Genomic DNA, 16,186 nt, shown 5'->3' with positions numbered 1-16,186 from the left:
TACGGCGGAATACGGAGGCTGGAACATACCCGATTCCGCCGGGCCCTCATCCGCCCCTTCAGGGCCCCTTCTCCCGGCGGGAGAAGGGCATGCATTTACGCCCGCGCTTCCTTCAACAGCTTGCCGCCGGCCTTCTTTTCGCGCGCGGCACGGATGAAGCCGACGAACAGCGGGTGACCGTCGCGCGGCGTGGACAGGAATTCCGGATGCGCCTGGCAGGCCAGGAACCACGGATGCACGGTGCGCGGCAGTTCCACCATTTCCACCAGCAGGTCGTCCATCGACTTGGCGGCGATCACCAGACCAGCGTCTTCCAGCTGGGTGCGGTAGCGGTTGTTGAACTCGTAACGATGGCGGTGGCGCTCGGCCACCACGTCCTTACCGTACAGCTCGCGCGCCAGCGTGCCGGGCTTCAGGCGCTGCTCCTGCAGGCCCAGGCGCATGGTGCCGCCCAGGTCGGAACGTTCGTCGCGCTTCTCGATCTCGCCGGCGGCGGTGCGCCACTCGGTGATCAGGCCGATGACCGGGTGCGGCGACTGCTTGTCGTTCTCGGTGCTGTTGGCGTCGACCAGGCCCGCCACGTGGCGCGCATAGTCGACCACGGCCGCCTGCATGCCGTAGCAGATGCCGAAGTACGGCACCTTGTGCTCGCGCGCGAAGCGCGAGGTCAGCACCTTGCCTTCGAAGCCGCGGTCGCCGAAGCCACCCGGCACCAGGATGCCATCCACGCCCTGCAACAGGGCCATGTCGGTGCCTTCCAGGTCCTGCGCCTCGATCCACTTCAGGTTCACGCGCGTGCGCTGGCGCAGCCCGCCGTGCTTGAGCGCCTCGCCCACCGACTTGTACGCGTCCTGGTGGTCGACGTACTTGCCGACGACGGCGATGGTCACTTCGTCCAGCGGATTGAGCGTGGCGTCTACCGCGGCTTCCCACTCGGACAGGTCGGCGGCCTTCGCGTTGTCGATGCGGAACTGGCGCAGGACGATCTCGTCCAGACCCTGCCCGTGCAGGCCCATCGGGATGCGGTACAGCACGTCCACGTCCGGCACGCTGATGACGGCGCGCTCGGGCACGTTGGTGAACAGCGAGATCTTGCGACGCTCGGAATCGGGGATCGGCTGCTCGGAGCGGCACAGCAGCACGTCGGGCTGGATGCCGATGGAGCGCAGTTCCTTCACCGAGTGCTGGGTGGGCTTGGTCTTCAACTCGCCGGCAGCGGCCACGTACGGCACCAGCGTCAGGTGCATGAAAAGCGCCTTCTCGGGGCCGCGTTCGGTGCGGATCTGGCGGATCGCTTCCAGGAACGGCAGCGACTCGATGTCGCCCACCGTGCCGCCGATCTCCACCAGCGCCACGTCGAAGCCTTCGGTGGCCTCGTCGATGCAGCGGCGGATCTCGTCGGTGATGTGCGGGATCACCTGCACCGTGGCGCCCAGGTAGTCGCCGCGGCGCTCCTTGCGGATCACGTTCTCGTAGATCCGGCCGGTGGTGATGGAGTTCTTGCGGCTCAGGCGCGTGCGCACGAAGCGCTCGTAGTGGCCCAGATCCAGGTCGGTCTCGGCGCCGTCGTCGGTGACGTACACCTCGCCGTGCTGGAACGGGCTCATGGTGCCCGGGTCGACGTTGATGTAGGGGTCCAGCTTCATCATCGTGACCTTCAGGCCACGTGCTTCGAGGATGGACGCAAGCGAAGCGGCGGCGATGCCCTTGCCTAGCGAGGACACAACGCCGCCGGTAACGAAAATCAGGGGAGTCATGGCGGGGCTCCGGAAAGCCATAGTCTACAGGCAACACGTGTCGCCCGGAAGCGCGACGCCCCGCCGAAGCGGGGCGTCCTGACGCATCGAAGCGCCTCGAAACCCTTGCGCTGCAAGGGTTTCCGGGAAGACCTGGATCAGGGCTTGCGCTCTTCTTCTTCCTCGCCGCCCTTCTTCTGCTGGCCCTCGGCGGCCTTGCGCTGCTTGGCGGCGGCCTCGTTGGCCGCACGGCGGCGCGCCTTGGCTTCCGGATCGGAAGGATCACTGGTCTGGGACTGGTCCTGCTTGGGCTTGTCGGCGTCGGTCGCGGTCTTGGACTGGGCGAACGCCTGGACCGCGAACAGCGCGCCGACAGCGGCGGCGGACAGCAGCAACAGGTTGCGGGACTTCATGGCAAGGCTCCTCGTGGATGGCGGAAATCTGGGGGCGCCGGGCGGCGATCCCAAGGGCGTCCCTGTCCACGCGCGCAGTTTCAGCCGGTGCAACTGAACATGGCGAAAATCCGGGGCAGGCGGCACACTGCCGCACCCTGACGCCGCCGGCAGAGGATGTCGAATGCATTTTTCCACGTCCCGTGCGCCGCCGGACCGCGTGCCGCCGCCACGGCGCGACGTTGGGACCGGCGAGAGTTTCCCTGGCGACTATCACTACAATCCACCCACCAGCGACGCCCTGCCGGGCGCCGCACCGCCCCGCTGAGACGCCGCAGACCCCATGAGCAGTCGTTACAACGCCGCCGACATCGAAGTCCTTTCCGGCCTTGACCCGGTCAAGCGCCGGCCCGGCATGTACACCGACACCTCGCGCCCCAACCACCTGGCGCAGGAAGTCATCGACAACGCGGTGGACGAGGCGCTGGCCGGCCATGCCGGCAGCATCGAGGTCACCCTCTACAAGGACGGCAGTTGCGAAGTCAGCGACGACGGTCGCGGCATGCCGGTGGACATCCACCCGGAGGAGAAGATCCCCGGCGTGGAACTGATCCTCACGCGGCTGCACGCGGGTGGCAAGTTCAGCAACAAGAACTACACCTTTTCCGGCGGCCTGCACGGCGTGGGCGTGAGCGTGGTGAATGCGCTGTCCACCCTGGTGGAAGTGCACATCAAGCGCGACGGCAGCGAACACCGCATCACTTTCCGCAACGGCGACCGCGCCACGCCGCTGGAGGTGGTGGGTAGCGTCGGCAAGAAAAACACCGGCACGCGCGTGCGGTTCTGGGCGGACCCGAAGTACTTCGATACGCCGAAGTTCAACGTGCGCGCCCTGCGCCACCTGCTGCGCGCGAAAGCCGTGCTGTGCCCGGGTCTGAACGTCACCCTGTTCGACGAAGCCACCGGCGAGCGCGACAGCTGGCATTACGAGGATGGCCTGCGCGACTACCTCAAGGGCGAGATGGCCGGCCGCGAACTGCTGCCGCCGGATCTGTTCGTCGGCCAGCTGAAGAAGGACAGCGAAGTCGTCGACTGGGCCGTGGCCTGGGTGCCCGAAGGCGAACTGGTCCAGGAAAGCTACGTCAACCTGATCCCGACCGCGCAGCACGGCACCCACGTCAACGGCCTGCGCAGCGGTCTGACCGACGCGCTGCGCGAGTTCTGCGACTTCCGCAACCTGCTGCCGCGCGGTGTGAAGCTGGCGCCCGAAGACGTGTGGGACCGCGTGACCTTCGTGCTGTCGCTGAAGATGACCGACCCGCAGTTCAGCGGCCAGACCAAGGAACGCTTGTCCTCGCGCCAGGCCGCCGGCTTCATCGAAGGCGCGGCGCACGACGCCTTCAGCCTGTGGCTGAACCAGCACGTCGACCTGGGCGAGAAGATCGCGCAGATCGCCATCGAGCGCGCCAGCGCCCGACTGAAGACCGAGAAGCAGGTCGTCCGCAAGAAGGTCACCCAAGGCCCTGCCCTGCCCGGCAAGCTGGCCGACTGCATCAGCCAGGACCTGTCGCGCACCGAGCTGTTCCTGGTGGAGGGCGACTCGGCCGGCGGTTCGGCCAAGCAGGCGCGCGACAAGGATTTCCAGGCCATCCTGCCGCTGCGCGGCAAGATCCTGAACACCTGGGAAGTCGCATCGGGCAGCGTGCTGGCCTCGCAGGAAGTGCACGACCTGGCCGTGGCGATCGGCTGCGACCCGGGCAAGGACGACATCAGCGGCCTGCGCTACGGCAAGGTGGTGATCCTGGCCGACGCGGACTCCGACGGGCTGCACATCGCCACGCTGCTGAGCGCGCTGTTCCTGCGGCATTTCCCCGCGCTGGTCGCCGCCGGTCACGTGTTCGTGGCGATGCCGCCGCTGTTCCGCGTGGACGTGGGCAAGCAGGTGTTCTACGCGCTGGACGAAGAAGAGAAGCGCCTGCTGCTGGAGAAGATCGAGCGCGAGAAGATCCGCGGCGCGGTCAACGTCACCCGCTTCAAGGGCCTGGGCGAAATGAATCCCTCCCAGCTGCGCGAGTCCACCATCCACCCGGATACGCGTCGGCTGGTGCAGTTGACCGTCGACGACGACCTGCAGACCCGTGGCCTGATGGACATGCTGCTGGCGAAGAAGCGCGCGGGCGATCGCAAGACGTGGCTGGAGACCAAGGGCGACCTGGCGTCGCTGGAAGTCTGATCGCAGCCGTTCATCTCGCGGGGCCGTCGCGATGGCCTGGTTCTCCTGCGACCAGTGCCATGGCGCGCAGCGGTTGAACATCGCGTTCACCCGGCCGGTGCGATAACCCGGAGATGACCTCCACATCCGGGCCCGCCGCTCATCCCTACACGTTCGGCCTCGAGGAAGAGTACTTCCTGGTACGCCGCAACGGCCGCCGGCTGCGCCACATGCCGCGGCGCTTCTTCACCGAATGCCGGGAAGCGCTGGGCGAACGCTTCGGCAGCGAGATGCTGCAGACCCAGGTCGAAGTCCAGACCCTGGTACACGATGACCCTGACACGGCCGAAGAGGACCTGCGCACGCTGCGCCGCTCTGTCGCCGCGGTCGCGGAGCGGCACGGACTCGGCATCGTGGCAGCCGGCACGCACCCCTCAGCCCAGTGGCGCGGCCAGCTCAGTACCGACAAGCCCCATTACGACCACGTGATGGGCGAGCTGCAGATGCTGGGGCAACGCAACTTGCTGTGTGGCCTGCACGTGCACGTGCAGCCGGCCGATCCCGGCCGTCGCGTGGAACTGATGGCGCGCATGCAACCGTTCCTTCCGCTGTTGCTGGCGCTGAGCACATCGTCCCCGTTCTGGATGGGGCATGCCACCGGCCTGATGGGTTACCGGCAGACGGCGTATCAGGAGATCCCGCGCACCGGACTGCCGCCGCTGTTCCGCGACCAGACCGAATACGACCACTACGTGCAGCGCATGACCGATGGACGCGCGATCCAGGACGCGAGCTTCCTGTGGTGGGCGCTGCGGCCATCGCGGGCCTTTCCCACGCTGGAACTGCGCGTCACCGATGCCTGCACCGACCTGTGCGACGCACTGGCCATCGCACAGCTCTACCGCTGTCTGGTGCGGCACCTCGAGCGCAGGCCATCGCTGTACGCGGACCTGCATGCGGGCGACCAGGCGATCGTGGCGGAAAACCTGTGGCGCGCGCAGCGCCACGGATTCGATGCCGGACTGATCGATCTGGGCAGCCGTCGCCTGGTGGCGGTACGTGAGATGCTGGAGAACACGCTGGAGGCGCTGGACGACGACATCCGCGCGCTCGCTTGCGAACGGCAGGTCGAGCGCGTGTGGCGGATCTTGGAAGAGGGCACCAGCGCCCACGCGCAACTGCAGCGTTACCGGGAGCGGCGCGATGCCGGCGACAGCCATGCTGCCGCGCTGTCGCACGTGGTGCATTGGCTCGCCGATGCGAGCGCCCCCGCTTAGATGCGCGGGATCATCGGGCGGCGGTCTTCTGCTGCGACACCATGAACACCCCGGCCATCACCAGCACCGTGCCCGCCACCTGCCAAGGCCCCATCGGCTCGCCCAACAGCAGCAGGCTCAGCACGATGGTCGAAACGGGACCGATCATGCCGACCTGCGCGGCCAGCGTAGAGCCGATCCGCGCCACCGCCATCATCACCGCCAGCACCGGCAGCACGGTGCACAGCGTTCCGTTCACCAGCGACAGCGCATACACCTGCCACGGCAGCGCCAGCGCATCCAGCGGCCGCAACAGCACGAACTGCAGCAGGCACAGCACGCAGGCCACGCTGCTCGCATAGGCAGTCAGGCGCACCGCGCCCACGCGCGCGACCAGCTCGCCGCTGCCCACCAGATACATCGCATACGCCAGCGCGCTGCCGAACACCAGCACACCCCCGAGCATGATGTCGGCACCGCCCACCTGCAGGTCGTGACCGAACGCCAGGGCCACGCCCGCATAACTGACCAGCAGCGCCAGCGCCTGCCGACGGGTGATACGGCGACCGAACGCCAGCCAGCCGATCAGCGCCACCAAGGTCGGCGTGAGATACAGGATCAGCCGTTCCAGCGTGGCCGTGATGTAGGCCAGCCCCGCGAAATCCAGGAAGCTGGCGAGGTAGTAGCCGAGGAAGCCGAGCGACAGGATGCGCCAGCGGTCCGCCGCCGCCAGCGGCGCAGCGCGGTGTGCGGCCCATGTGCCCATTGCCAGGAAGAACGGAAACGCCACCAGCATCCGCAGCGCCAGCAGCGTGACCGCATCGGTGCCGTAGCGATAGCCGAGCTTGACGATGATCGCCTTGCCCGAAAATGCGATGGCGCCCAGCGCGGCGAGGCCCAGGCCGGAGCGGCTGACCGCGCGCATTGCGGAATGGGTGGACGGCGCGTCGACCGCTTCGGCGGGTGCCACATCCAGCGGCTGGGCCAGTTCATCCTCCGCGCCCGGCCCGCTCATCGGCGCGCGGTCATGCCAGCGTGCATTCCAGCAGACGCCGGATCAGCGCCTGCGTGGGCGCGGCGCGTCCTGGCAGGTAGTCGAAGCTGTCCTCGTCCATGTAGGTGTGCTGCGCCAGCTCAAGCTGGACGGCCTGCACCTGGTGGGCCGGATCGGCGTAGTGCCGGGTGATGTAGCCGCCCCGGAACCGGCCGTTGACCACGAAACTGTAGTCCGACTGCGATGCGAGAACCGCTTCCAGCGCCTGCTGCAACGCAGGCGAGCAACTGGCGCCGGCCGCGGTACCCAGGTTGAAGTCCGGCAGCCGCCCCTCGAACAGGAACGGCACCTCGCTGCGGATCGAATGGCCTTCCCACAGCACCGCACGGCCATGTATCTCGCGGATGCGGACCAGTTCCTGCTGCAACGCCTGGTGATAGGGCCGCCGGTAGGCGTCGACGCGGGCGGCGATTTCGTCCGGCGCAGGGCCCTGGCCCGGCAGGTACACCGGGTCACCGCTGAAACGCACGATGGGACAGAGGCCGGTGGTGTTCTGGCCGGGATACAGCGAGACATCGTCCTCGGGCCGGTTCAGGTCGACCACATAGCGCGAGTACACCGGCACGATGATTGAAGCCCCCAGCGCGCGCGCGAAGTCGTACAACTCGGCGACATGCCAGTCGGTGTCCGGCACGCGGCGTGCCTCGGGCGTCAGGCGTGCGGCGATGTCGTCGGGCACCTGCGTGCCGTTGTGCGGCAGGCTGATGAACAGCGGCGCGGTGCCCTGGTGCAGCGTGTAGGTATCCATGGCGGCATTGTATCGCCGCGCCCCTCGGATTCAGCGCATCAGCACCACTTCCTCGGCGCTGGTGGGATGGATGGCCACGGTGTCGTGCAGGTCCGCCAGCGTGATGCCCTTCTTCACCGCTACCGCGAACCCCTGCAGCATTTCGTCGGCACCTTCGCCCAGCAGGTGCAGGCCCACCACCCGCTGTTCCTCGCCCACGCACACCAGCTTGAACAGGCTGCGCTGCGGCGAGTCGGCCAGCGCGTGCAGCATGGGGCGGAACCGCGTGGTGTAGGTCTTCACGTTGTCGCCATGCTCGGCGCGGGCTTCTTCTTCGGTCTGCCCCACCCTGCCTGCCGGCGGATGCGAGAAGACGACGGTGGCGATGTCGCGGTAGTCCAGGCGGGCTTCGGCCTGCCCACCGAACAGCCTGTCCATCAGGCGCCGTGCCGCGGCGATGGCCACCGGCGTCAGCGCGGCCTGACCGGTGACGTCGCCCACCGCGTGGATCCCGGGTACGTTCGTGTCCTGCCACGCATCCACCTGCACGAAGCCACGCGCATCGGTGGTCACGCCCGCGTCTTCCAGACCCATGCCGCCGGTATTCGGCGTACGGCCAGTCGCGAAGATCACACGGCCGAAGCGCTCGCTGCGCGTCCCGTCTTCCGCCAGCACGATCACGCCGTCGTGGGGCGCCTCCTCCAGCGCGGCCACCGCATGACCGAAACGCAGGTGCACGCCGTGTTGCCGCATGTCGTCGGCCAGTTCAGCGGTGATCTGCACATCGAATCCGTCCAGCAACCGCGGCCCGCGCACGAACAGTTCCACCTGGCTGCCCAGCGCCTGCAGCACACCGGCCAGTTCCACCGCCACGTACCCGCCGCCGACGATGGCCACGCGCCGCGGCGCCGCGCACAGGTTGAAGAAATCGTCCGACACCTGCCCCAGCGCCGCGCCCGGGATGTCCGGCCGCGAAGGTCGACCACCCGTGGCGATCAAAAGGTGTTCCCCACGCAGCGGCACGCCATCGGCGTTCACCACCGTGTGCGGATCGAGCAACCGTCCGTGGCAGGGCATCAGCACCACCCCGCTTTCGTCCAGCCGCTTGCGGTAGCTGGCATGGATGCCCGCGATATAACGCTGGCGATGGACGATGAACTCCCTCCAGTCGAGTACCGGCGGCGGCGTGTCGAAACCGAGCGACGAAGCCATCGCGATCTTCTGCGAGAGCTCGGCCGCCAGCCACATCGCCTTCTTCGGCACGCAGCCGACATTGACGCAGGTGCCGCCCAGTTCCTTCGGCTCCAGCAGGGCCACGCGCGCACCGTGCGACGCCGCACGGAAAGCGCCGGCCAGTCCGCCGGAGCCGCCTCCGATCACGATCAGGTCGAAGTCCTGCGGCGTCATGCGAAGCGCTCCGGTCGGTAGGGCGAAGGATCGAAGGCGGGCGGGCGGCCCGTCATCAGGTCGGCCATCAGTTGCCCGGTGGCGGTGCTCATGCTGATGCCCAGCATGCCGTGGCCCGCGGCGATCCAGACCTTGCGCTGTCCCGGTGCGCGCCCGAGCAGAGGCAGGTCGTCCCAGGTCATCGGTCGCCACCCGCACCAGCGCTCGTGCACCTCGGCGCCGACGGGCTCGCGCAGGAACTCGCGTGCGCCCCGCTCCAGCGCCGCCAGGCGCGTCGCATTGAGCGTGTCGTCATGGCCGGAGAACTCCATCGTGCTGCCTAGGCGGAAGCCGCTGCCCCAGACCGTGACGCAGACCGAGCGGTCCTTCAGCACCATCGGATGGCGCGGCACGCGCGCAGGGCGCGAATAGGTGATCGAGTAGCCCTTGCCGGGCTGGATCGGGGCACGGATACCGAGCCGGTGCGCGAATGCGGGCGTCCACGCGCCCAGCGCGATCACCGCGTCGCCTCCTTTTCGCTCGCCCTGCGACGTCGCCAGGCGAACGCCATCGGACATGGGCTCCAGTCGGTCGACCCGGCACTGTTCCTCGATCACGCCACCGCGCTCGCGCACCACGCGCGCGAGTTCGGCCACATAGCGGTCCGGGCGCAGGCGTGCATCGCCAGGGAACCGGATGGCGCCGGCCACACCGGGCAGCATGGCCGGCTCTTCCCGTTCGTAGTCGGTGCCGCCGAAGACCTGCGTGGCGATGCCGAACGTCTTCAGCACGACGCTCTCGTCCACGTACTGCTGGAACTTGCGTGGATCACGGAAGACGTAATCGAGGCCCTCTTCCTCGAATTCGCACTGCAGGTCGTAGCGGCTGACCCAGTCGGCCAGCCGGGCGCGGGCATCGTTGAGCAGCGCCGCGCGCGCCTGCGTGCTCTGCCGCCAATCGCGCGGATTGCAGCGTACGGCGAAGCGCAGCAGCCAGTGCCATAGCGCCGGATCGACACGGGGCTTGAGGTAGAGCGGCGCGTCCGGCGTGAACATCCAGCGCAGCGCCTGCGCCACCACGCCGGGGGCGGCCAGTGGCGGTGCATGGCTGGGAGTGATTGTGCCGCAGTTGCCGTGCGAGGCGCCGCCGCCAACGGCACCGGCCTCCAGGATGCGGACGCTGCGGCCGGCGTCGAGCAGGGCCAGCGCGGTCGCCAGACCGATGGCGCCGCCACCGATGATGAGGACGTCGTCGTGGGGGGGATTCACCCCGACAGTGTATTCCGAATCACCGCGCCTGCAGCCGCATCGGCTGCGGCGATGCATAGGTCAGCGACCGCCACAGCCATTCCATCGGGCCGAACCGGAAGCGCGACAGCCAGGCATGGCTCAGCAGGACCTGCCCTCCGAACAGCACCAGCGCGAACAGCGGATGCCATGCGCGCGGCAACTGCTCGAAATACCCCAGGCCATAACCGTAGAAGATCCACGTGCACACCAGCGACTGCAGCCGATAGTTGGTCAGGGCCATGCGGCCGGCGGGCGCCAGCACCGAGAGCGCCCGCTCGAACATCGGCGCCTGCAGGGCCTTCAGGATCCACGCCAGGTAGCCCAGGCACATCAGCAGGTTGGCCGTCATCTGCAGCGCGAAGGCCGTGGACAGCCGTAGGCTGAAGGTGGCGAAGTCCATCGTCGGCGACAGCGTCAGCGACCCCAGCATCGCCAGCAGGCCGAGCGGCAAGGCACCCCAGCGCAGCAGCCCATAGAGGCGACCGAACTCACGTGGCCGCGCGATGGCGCCGCTGCGCACGAACCAGGCCCCCAGCAGGAACAGCCCGAAGGCGATGAACCCGAACATGGTGATGTTGCTCAGCGCCATGCCGGCGCTCGTGAGGCGCTGCCACGTCGCGTCCGCATAACTGCCGCCGCCATAGGCTGCGCGTTCGCTTTCGATCAGCGCCTGCAACTGTGCGCCGATCTGCGCCATCACCTTGTCCCAGGCCTCGGTGCCGGCCAGCAGGGACCCCATGGCGCCCATCAGGTACATGAAGGCGATCGGCGCGACGTATGCCGCCAGTCCCAGCCAGGCGTACCAGCGGTAGGGCAGCGGCCGGAACGCAAGCAGCAGGAACGAGCACAGCGCGTACATCATCAGGATGTCGCCCGCCCAGATGAACACCGCATGCAGCACGCCGATCGCCAGCAGCACCAGCCCGCGCCGCCAATAGGTGCCCGCGAACGGCCGGCCCGCCTGCTCCGCGCGCTGCGACATCACGGCGAATCCCATGCCGAACAGCAGCGAGAACAGCGTGTAGAACTTGCCCTGTACCAGCACATAGACCAGCAGGTCCACGATGCGGTCGGCACCGGTCAGCGCCGGATCCACACCGCTCGCCGCCGCCATCACCGGCCCGACGAAGCCCTCCAGGTTCATCAACAGGATGCCCAGCAGCGCGAAACCGCGCAGCACGTCCATCGCTTCGATGCGCTCGGTCACCGCGATCGGTGACAGGTTCCCCGTGATCGTTGCCGACATTCCCTTCCCCTGTTCGATGCCGGGATTAGACCACGCCGCCCGCCGCTTCCCACATGCCAAAAGAAACGGCCCGCTTTCGCGGGCCGTTGCAAGGGCTGCGGTGGTGGGGCTCAGTGGTGATGGCCGCCTTCGCCATGCACATGACCATGCTCGATCTCTTCGGGGCTGGCCTCGCGCACGTCGACGATCTCCACGTCGAAGTGCAGGTCCTTGCCCGCCATCGGGTGGTTGAGATCCACGTCCACCACGCTCATGCCGACCTTCTGGATGGTCACGGCGCGCGGACCGAAGTTGGTCTGCAGCACCACCTGCTGGCCCGGCACCAGGCGCTGGTTGCCGAAGTGCTTCTTGGGCACCCGCTGGGTCAGGCCGTCGCGGCGCTCGCCATAGGCATCGGCCGCCGCCACGTCCACGCCGAAGCTGTCGCCGGCTTCACGGTCCTGCATGGCGTTCTCCAGGCCCGGGATGATGTTGCCGTGGCCGATCATGATGGCCAGCGGCTCACGGTCCTTCGAACTCTCGATCGGCTCCTGGCCGACTTCGGACACGGTGTAGTGGAAACGGACGACGCTGTCTTTTGCGATTTTCATGCGGGACTCTGGGCGGGGCCTGCCAGCGGGCAGGACGGGGGCGGCTTGTCGGCCGCAAGGGAATGCGGCGAAGATGCGCCGCGATGAAGGTCCGACATTATCCCGGCTTGCCCGCGCCCGCGCCACTTCAACGGTGGGCCGCCGCCCTGCTCTGCGGCGCCCTGCTGGCAGTGGCCGGATGCGGCGGTTCGAAGCCGCAGGCGCACAGGACCGCACCGCCGGCCCAGCGCGACTGGCCGGTCGTGCAGGCCGACGATCCTGCCGCCGCCACCTCGGTACTGATGCGGGCGATCGGCCTGGTGGGCACCCCTTACCGGTACGGGGGCAATACCCCCGAGTCCGGCTTCGACTGCAGCGGCCTGGTGACCTACGTGTACCGGGACATGCTGGACCTGCGCCTGCCGCGCACCTCGCGGGAACTGGCACAGGTACAGGGGCCGAAGATCGAACCCCGTCGCCTGGCCCCGGCCGACCTGGTGTTCTTCGGCAGCCGCGGCAGCGTCACCCACGTGGGCATCTACGTAGGCGAGGGTCGGTTCGTTCACGCGCCCAGCACCGGAGGCACGGTGCGGCTGGACCATCTGGACGGCCCCTACTGGCGGGACCACTACACCGGCGCAAAACGCGTGCTTCGTTAGGAATCGGTCAACTCTGTGACGTCGGCCGTTCACAATTAACGAATAAATAACGATTTATGAACCAAATCGCGCCGATCAGGCGGCATTATCGCCGCTGACTTGTTAAACCCTCCGCCCGCGTGACGACCGACGACGACCTGCCAACAGGCCAGCCTGCCGCCACCCACCGTCCTTCGCGTGGGGTTTCCCGACTCCTTCTTGGGCTTGGCCTGACGGCCATGGCCACCATCGCGCAGGCACAGACTGCCCCGGCGGGCGTCGACGCCGCGTCAACGCCGGCCTCGGCCGATGTCGTGGTCTCCCCCGCTCCGGCGCCCTCCAAGCCGGTGACCACCAGCGTCAAGGAAAAGGCTGCCGAGGCCGCCACGGCCACTCTATCCGCCCTGCTTCCGCGCCTGGCCGCCAGCGATACGCTGCCGCTGGTCGACCGCTCGGCGATGGTGGCGGGCGACATCAGCAAGCTGCTGGCCGCGTACGACCTGAGCAAGGAAGGCGTGGTCGCCCAGGAACAACAGGGCGGCAAGGTCCAGGCCGTACTGCAGCGTGCGCTGGCCCTGATGGGCACGCCCTACCGCTGGGGCGGCACCTCGCCCGACAGCGGTTTCGACTGCAGCGGGCTGGTCGGTTACGTGTTCCGTACCGCGTTGGGCATCGAGCTGCCGCGCGTGTCCCGCGACATGGCCAGCAAGGCGGACGCCGAACTGGTCGCGGCACGTGAAGAACTGCGCCAGGGCGACCTGGTGTTCTTCGGACTGAAGGGCCGCGTGAACCACGTCGGCATCTACGTGGGCGAAGGACGTTTCCTGCACTCGCCCAGCCGTGGCAAGGACGTGCGCGTGGACAGCCTGCTGACCGGCTACTGGGCCAACCGCTACCTGAGCGGTCGTCGCGTCGCGATGTAAGCGCCGGAAGGTTTCCGCGACACGATGAAGGCCGCCTCGCGCGGCCTTCCGCATTCTGGGCGACGGTGCAGCGCAGCTTGCACCGCACGGCGCCCTGCCGCCATCCTCCGGCCGATGCGCCAACACCGCGCGCCACCTGTTGTTTCGCGCCGAAGGGGAGTCGTACGCGATGCAGGCTTCACTGCTGACCAACCTGCTGCTGCCGTTGGCCCTGGGCATCATCATGCTCGGGCTGGGGCTGGGACTGACGCTGGACGACTTCCGTCGCGTGGCGCGCTACCCGCGCGCGGTGCTGATCGGGCTCGCGCTGCAGACGCTGGTGCTGCCCTGGGCCGCGTTCGGGCTGGCACTGGGCTTCGGCCTGCCGGCCGAACTCGCCGTCGGCCTGATGCTGCTGGCCGCTTCGCCCGGCGGCGCCACCGCCAACATCTACAGCCACCTCGCGCGCGGCGACGTGGCGTTGAACATCACCCTGACCGCGATCAACAGCCTGCTCTGCCTGCTCACGCTGCCGGTGATCCTGAATCTTTCACTGGAGTATTTCCTCGGCGCCGGCCAGTACGTGCCGCCTCCGACGAAGAAAGTGATCGAGGTCGCCGCCATCATCCTGCTGCCGGTCTCCATAGGCATGGTCATACGCGCCAGGGCCGCCGGATTCGCAGCGCGCACCGAAAAGCCCATCCGCCTGCTGTCGGTGCTCGTGCTGGCGTTGCTGGTGGTCGCGGCCGTGGCGCAGGAATGGAAGACCCTGACCACCTATTTCGCCATCGTCGGCCTGGCCTGCCTGCTGTTCAACCTGGCCAGCATGGGCGCCGGCTACGCCGCACCGCTGGCGCTGCGCCTGCCGAAGAAGCAGGCCATCGCCATCGCCATGGAGATCGGCATCCACAACGGCACACTGGCCATCTTCATCGCACTCAACGTGCTGCAGAACGCGACCATCTCGGTACCGGCGGCGGTCTACAGCCTGCTGATGTTCGTCACCGCGGCGGTGTTCGCGTGGTGGGTGTCGCGCGGCGGGCGCGACGCCGCGGGCTAATCGCCGCTCCCCGGGCCACGCGCCACATAGGCCATGCTGATGGAGGCGGGTGCGGTTTCGGCGAAGCCGAACTGCGTATAGAGGTGTCGGGCGTCTCCGTCAGCGATCAGCATGACGTAGGCCGATGGCGGCGCATTCGCACGCAACCATGCATCCAGCGCCGCCATGATCCGCTTGCCCAGCCCCTGCCCCTGGTGGTCCCGCCGCACGGCGATGTCCACCACGACGAAGACGGTGCCGCCGTCGCCGACCACCCGTCCCATGCCGATCACCTCACCGGCCTTCAGCAGGCTGACGCCGTACAGTGTGTTCGCGAGGCCGCGCTCGGCGGCTTCCTGCGATTTGGGGGACAGCCCCGTCTCGATACGAAGCCGCCTGTAAGTCGGCGCGTCGGGGAACGACTCGACCAGTTCGATCCGGCCCACGTCACTCATGGCGTGGACGCAGCATCGTCCGTGAGGCCCACGTTCGTCGATGCCGATTCGTAGACCTCCCTGTCCAGCAGCCCGGTCTCCTTCGCCACCAGCACCGGCACCAGCATCTGGCCGGTCACGTTGGTCATGGTGCGCATCATGTCGAGGATGCGGTCGATCGCCACCAGCAGGCCGATACCCTCCAGCGGCAGGTTGGCGGCGCTCAGCACCAGGGTGACCATCACCGTGGCGGTGCCCGGCACGCCGGCCGTGCCGAAGCTGCCCAGCACCGACGCCAGCAGGATGACGAAGTACTGGTTCATCGACAGGTCCAGCCCGAAGTACTGGGCCACGAAGATCGACGTCAGCGCCGGATAGATCGCGCCGCAGCCGTCCATCTTGATGCTGGCGCCCAGCGGCACCGCGAACGCGGCGTAGTCCTTGTCCACGCCCAGGTTGTGGGTGACGCTGCGCAGCGCAACCGGCATGGAAGCGAAGCTGGACGAACTGACGAACGCCACCTGCATGCCCGGTGCGCCACCGCGGAAGAACTTCCACGGGTTGAGCCCGTGCGCCAGCAGCAGGCTGCCGTACACGACGGTGATGTGCAGCGCGCAGGCCAGGTAGAGCGCACCGATGTAGCTGCCCAGCGGGAGCAGCTTCTCGAATCCATAGGTGCCGACCAGGCTGCCGATCAGGCCGAACGTACCGATCGGCGTCATCTCCAGCACGAAGCGGGTGACCTGCACCATGGTGTCGCTGGCCTCGCCGGCCAGCTTGCGCAGGCCCGCGCTGCGTTCGCCCAGCTTGACCAGCGCGAAGCCCAGCAGGCCGGCGAAGAAGATCACCTGCAGGATCTTGCCCTCGGTGAGCGCCTTGAACGGATTGGCCGGCACGATGTCGAGCAGCACCTGTACCGGCGTGGGGACTTCGCGCACCTGGTAATCCGGCGCCATCATCAGCCCGGTCAGCCCCTTGCCCGGCTGCACCACCCAGCCCACCGCCAGGCCCACGCAGACCGCCAGCGCGGCCGTCGCAGCGAACCACAGGAACGTGCGTCCGCCCAGCGCGGCCACGGACTTCTGCCCGTGCAGGCTGGACACGGCATTGATCACCGCAAAGAACACCAGCGGCACCGCGATCATCTTGATCAGCGTGACGTAAAGGTCGCCGAGTGGCTTCAACCACGTACCCGCAGCCGGCCCCATCAGCCAGCCCGCCACTGCGCCCAGCACGAAGCCGGCGACGACGCGCTGCCAGAACGGGATCCTCAACCAGGCTGCAACCAGCTTCATCCGTACGACCC

General features: G+C 68.0%; 15 protein-coding genes. 5 read left to right on the top strand and 10 right to left on the bottom strand.

Features of this window, described 5'->3' with window-relative positions; genetic code table 11:
- Positions 1-95: 95 nt before the first annotated feature.
- Together pyrG and IAE60_RS09435 are read right to left on the bottom strand one after the other, a co-directional pair.
- Complete coding sequence (gene pyrG / locus IAE60_RS09440) at positions 96-1,757, bottom strand: CTP synthase (protein ID WP_162109826.1); 1,662 nt, start codon at positions 1,755-1,757, stop codon at positions 96-98.
- A 137-nt stretch (positions 1,758-1,894) separates the two neighbouring features.
- On the bottom strand, positions 1,895-2,149 hold the full coding sequence (locus tag IAE60_RS09435) for a hypothetical protein (protein WP_187572063.1): 255 nt from the start codon (positions 2,147-2,149) through the stop codon (positions 1,895-1,897).
- 322 nt (positions 2,150-2,471) lie between these two features.
- Between IAE60_RS09435 and parE the strand changes: the two genes are divergently transcribed.
- Both parE and IAE60_RS09425 read left to right on the top strand, forming a co-directional pair.
- Positions 2,472-4,361: a DNA topoisomerase IV subunit B gene (parE, locus tag IAE60_RS09430; RefSeq protein ID WP_187572062.1), complete on the top strand. Its 1,890-nt coding sequence runs from the start codon at positions 2,472-2,474 to the stop codon at positions 4,359-4,361.
- Between the two features lie 113 nt (positions 4,362-4,474).
- The gene (locus IAE60_RS09425; RefSeq protein WP_187572061.1) at positions 4,475-5,617 is read left to right on the top strand and encodes a carboxylate-amine ligase; all 1,143 of its coding nucleotides are present in this window, start codon (positions 4,475-4,477) and stop codon (positions 5,615-5,617) included.
- 10 nt (positions 5,618-5,627) lie between these two features.
- On the opposite strand, the gene IAE60_RS09420 is transcribed toward IAE60_RS09425, so the two are convergent.
- The 6 genes from IAE60_RS09420 to IAE60_RS09395 form a co-directional block, all read right to left on the bottom strand.
- Entirely contained in the window at positions 5,628-6,521 is an 894-nt protein-coding gene (locus IAE60_RS09420; RefSeq protein ID WP_187574717.1) for a DMT family transporter, read from the bottom strand.
- Positions 6,522-6,621: 100 nt separating this feature from the next.
- Entirely contained in the window at positions 6,622-7,398 is a 777-nt protein-coding gene (gene hutG, locus IAE60_RS09415) for an N-formylglutamate deformylase (RefSeq protein ID WP_187572060.1), read from the bottom strand.
- A gap of 30 nt (positions 7,399-7,428) precedes the next feature.
- Positions 7,429-8,784: a glutathione-disulfide reductase gene (gene gorA / locus IAE60_RS09410; RefSeq protein WP_187572059.1), complete on the bottom strand. Its 1,356-nt coding sequence runs from the start codon at positions 8,782-8,784 to the stop codon at positions 7,429-7,431.
- On the bottom strand, positions 8,781-10,031 hold the full coding sequence (locus IAE60_RS09405) for an NAD(P)/FAD-dependent oxidoreductase (protein ID WP_244966543.1): 1,251 nt from the start codon (positions 10,029-10,031) through the stop codon (positions 8,781-8,783). The genes gorA and IAE60_RS09405 overlap by 4 nt, the downstream gene beginning before the upstream one ends.
- Positions 10,032-10,050: 19 nt before the next feature.
- Positions 10,051-11,298, bottom strand: a complete 1,248-nt coding sequence (locus IAE60_RS09400; RefSeq protein WP_187572057.1) for a DUF418 domain-containing protein — start codon at positions 11,296-11,298, stop codon at positions 10,051-10,053.
- Positions 11,299-11,408: 110 nt separating this feature from the next.
- Positions 11,409-11,888 carry an FKBP-type peptidyl-prolyl cis-trans isomerase gene (locus IAE60_RS09395; RefSeq protein WP_162109834.1) on the bottom strand — a complete coding sequence of 160 codons (480 nt, stop codon included), beginning with the start codon at positions 11,886-11,888 and terminating at the stop codon, positions 11,409-11,411.
- 83 nt (positions 11,889-11,971) lie between these two features.
- Here IAE60_RS09395 and IAE60_RS09390 point away from each other — a divergent pair, with 83 nt between their 5' ends.
- The 3 genes from IAE60_RS09390 (at position 11,972) to IAE60_RS09380 (ending at position 14,467) form a co-directional block, all read left to right on the top strand.
- Positions 11,972-12,526, top strand: a complete 555-nt coding sequence (locus tag IAE60_RS09390; protein WP_185895570.1) for a C40 family peptidase — start codon at positions 11,972-11,974, stop codon at positions 12,524-12,526.
- A gap of 119 nt (positions 12,527-12,645) precedes the next feature.
- Complete coding sequence (locus IAE60_RS09385; RefSeq protein WP_425504421.1) at positions 12,646-13,428, top strand: C40 family peptidase; 783 nt, start codon at positions 12,646-12,648, stop codon at positions 13,426-13,428.
- Between the two features lie 169 nt (positions 13,429-13,597).
- Entirely contained in the window at positions 13,598-14,467 is an 870-nt protein-coding gene (locus IAE60_RS09380) for a bile acid:sodium symporter family protein (RefSeq protein WP_187572055.1), read from the top strand.
- On the opposite strand, the gene IAE60_RS09375 is transcribed toward IAE60_RS09380, so the two are convergent.
- Together IAE60_RS09375 and IAE60_RS09370 are read right to left on the bottom strand one after the other, a co-directional pair.
- Positions 14,464-14,901 (bottom strand): GNAT family N-acetyltransferase, encoded by a 438-nt coding sequence (locus IAE60_RS09375; protein ID WP_187572054.1) that lies wholly within the window; start codon positions 14,899-14,901, stop codon positions 14,464-14,466. The genes IAE60_RS09380 and IAE60_RS09375 overlap by 4 nt on opposite strands.
- The gene (locus IAE60_RS09370; protein ID WP_187572053.1) at positions 14,898-16,175 is read right to left on the bottom strand and encodes a dicarboxylate/amino acid:cation symporter; all 1,278 of its coding nucleotides are present in this window, start codon (positions 16,173-16,175) and stop codon (positions 14,898-14,900) included. Before IAE60_RS09370 ends, IAE60_RS09375 begins: the two co-directional genes overlap by 4 nt.
- Between the last annotated feature and the right edge of the window lie 11 nt (positions 16,176-16,186).

It is taken from the genome of Pseudoxanthomonas mexicana (assembly GCF_014397415.1).
Taxonomy (GTDB): domain Bacteria; phylum Pseudomonadota; class Gammaproteobacteria; order Xanthomonadales; family Xanthomonadaceae; genus Pseudoxanthomonas_A; species Pseudoxanthomonas_A mexicana.
Note: the sequence above shows the minus strand (reverse complement) of the source record. Positions and strands in the feature narration are given on the sequence as shown.